The 2,619-nt window shown below is 61.8% G+C and carries 2 protein-coding genes; both read right to left on the minus strand.

Going from position 1 to position 2,619, the window contains the following annotated elements:
* Positions 1-79 precede the first annotated feature (79 nt).
* Positions 80-850, minus strand: a complete 771-nt coding sequence (gene istB / locus F6X42_RS42200; RefSeq protein WP_187639674.1) for an IS21-like element helper ATPase IstB — start codon at positions 848-850, stop codon at positions 80-82.
* A complete protein-coding gene (gene istA, locus F6X42_RS42205) occupies positions 847-2,511 on the minus strand; it encodes an IS21 family transposase (RefSeq protein ID WP_312893030.1) in 1,665 nt (554 codons plus the stop codon). Before istA ends, istB begins: the two co-directional genes overlap by 4 nt.
* Between the last annotated feature and the right edge of the window lie 108 nt (positions 2,512-2,619).

The raw sequence follows: 2,619 nt of genomic DNA on the forward strand, positions 1-2,619 counted from the left end.
CCCGGACGGTCAGTTGAAACTCCCCCACTTATGGTCGCGCAAATTCCCCCACCCTGTGCAGCAGGACTAAGGGTTTTATTTAGCTGGTTTTCGTTTTTCTCGCAAGCGTTTCAGCGGCCTCTTTAAGGCGATAGCTGCGACCATCGAACTCGAGCAGGTGGCAGTGATGCATGAGCCGGTCGAGGATCGTGGTGCTCATCGTGTTGTCGCCCAGGTATGCGCCCCAATCCTGCACAACGCGGTTGGATGTGACGACAACGCTGCGATGCAGTTTGTAGCGTTGATGGATCAGCGTTTGCAGCAGCGCGCCGGCGGCGTCGGGGATCGTACGCGACAGGAACAGGTCGTCCAGCACGAGCAGATCGCTTTCGAGGATGGCTCGCAGCCGGGCTTCGCGCTGGGCAGTCGGGCTCAGCGCGTACCGGTTAAAGAAGTCGTCGGTCTCAAGATACTGAACCTTGTGGCCTTGCAGGACGGCCTGGTAGGCGACGGCCTTCGCAACGTGCGATTTGCCGGTGCCAGGTTTGCCGATGATCAGCGCGTTGTCGCCGGCCGCGATGAACTTCAGCGTGTGTAGCTGGAAGCAGGTCTGGCGAGGCACTTTGGGATTGAAGCCCCAGTCGAATTCGGCGAGCGTGAGTTTGTCTTCGAGGCCGGAGAGCTTGTAGCGGCGTTCGATGAGCCGGGACTGGCGGCGATCCAGTTCGTCCTGCAGGATCAGTGCGAAGGTTTCAAGGAACGGCTGCTGGGAGCCTTGGGCCTGCAGCACGCGCGTTTCAAGTGTGTCGCGTACGCCGGACAGACGAAGCTGTCCGAGGGCCCGTTCGATTTCCGGTAATGTCATGGTCATGCCTGCGTTTCTCCCGTCGAAGGTTGAGGTTCGGCGCCGTGCTGCGCACCGAGGGTAAAGAGTTCGCCGTATTCGGCGGCAGGACGGATCAGCGGGTGGTCCTGCGTGAGAGGCAGTTCGAGTTGCGGTGCCTGATCGAGACGCTCGAGTGCCTGTTCGAACAGCTGCTCGACGATCGCGCGCACCTGTTTGTACCGGTAGACGTGATGACGTAGTGCGTGGTCGCAGGCCTGTTCAACGAGCCGGGCGGGATACTTCTTCGCCAGACCGACGATGCCCCACATGGCGCGATGGCCGACGCGACCTTCGCTGTCGAACATGTGTTGGCAAAGCGCCTTTGTTTGCGGCCCGATGTCGCCAGCGCTCGCGAGCAGGAAGGCGCTCTGGCGGGACGGATTGAACGGGCGTTCGTCTTCGGGCAGTTCAAGCGAACCGGCCTGCAGGGCGCGAGGATGGGTGCGCAGCAAGGCCTGCGTACGGCGATCGCGAATCTCGATGGTGGAATCGTAGATCCGCACTGAAACGAGACTACCGATCGGTGCGGGTCGTGCCGCATAGTTGCTGCGATCGATGTTGACAGTGGTGTCGTCCCAGACGGTACGCACGACCTCCATGAAGTAGCGAAAGCCGGTGGTCGGCAACGCCCGCAGATGCGGCCTCTCCTCCTGGAACATGGCCTCGACCTGTCGCCGGGTGCTGCCATGAATGCGTTTGGCCGCCCAGTTCGCCTCCCAGTGCATCAGGAATTCGTTCTGGGCTTCGAGCGACTCGAAACGGCGGCCGGCGAGCGCGGTGCCCTGCGTATGTTGAATCGCGTTCTCGACGGTCCCTTTTCGATTCGGGTCGCGCACTCGGGCAGGGTCGGCGACGACGCCGTAATGCTCGAGCATCGCCTCATAGAGCCGGTTGATCTCGGGTTCGTATAGATCGGGCGTGATGACGCCCTCCCGGAGATTGTCCAGGACGACATAACTGACAGCGCCGCCGAAGTAGCGGAAGGCTTCTTCGTGAAGCTGGGCCCAGACCTGCTTGCTGGACTTCCAGACCACGCGCCGGAAACTGCGCCGCGAATACCGCAGGGTCATCACGAACAACCGCGGGCGTCGGTAGCGGCCGGTCTTCGGATCGCGGGTCAGTGCGCCTTCGCCATAGTCGACCTGGGCTTCTTCGCCGGGGGCGAACGCGAGACGATCGAACTGCTCGGGATCAATGTGGCGCAAGGCGCGCACGAAACGCTTGACGCTCTCGTAGCTCGCGGTGAATGCGAACTGATCGGCCAGATCCTGATAGATCGCCTGCGCGTTGCGCCTCAGGCGGACCTGCTGCTCGATCCATTCGCGGTGTGGTTCGCTTGCCGAGCGGGCGAAATTGAACGTTGTGGCCGCGCTGGAATCGGCGGTTGCCGGTGGTCGCGACGGTGGGGGAGTTTGCGGTTCAGCGGTTTCAGAGCCGGTGGTCGCCGTGGGGGAGTTTGCTGCAGCGGACTTCTCGGACTCGAAGATCGCCTGATAGCGACGGATCGTCTTGCGGTCGATGCCCGTGAGCCGCTGGATCTGGCGCTGGCTCTTGTTACGCTCTAGTAGTGTGAATACGGTGCTTTGCAGATGCGGCTTCAAGACGTTCACTCCCTGAACTCCTTCTTGTTCGAAGGAGACGAAGATAGACGTCCTGCAACACCTCTCCCGGCAGCTTTAGTGGCTCAGCCGACGGTCGTCAGGTGGGGGAGTTTGAAGTGACCATACCCGGGGGAGTTTGACCGACCGCCGGGG

Source organism: Paraburkholderia podalyriae (assembly GCF_014397785.1).
Lineage (GTDB): Bacteria > Pseudomonadota > Gammaproteobacteria > Burkholderiales > Burkholderiaceae > Paraburkholderia > Paraburkholderia podalyriae.

Coding starts and splice junctions, on each gene's coding strand:
- istB (WP_187639674.1), bottom strand. CDS start 850: ATGACCATGACATTACCGGAAATCGAACGGGCCCTCGGACAGCTTCGT.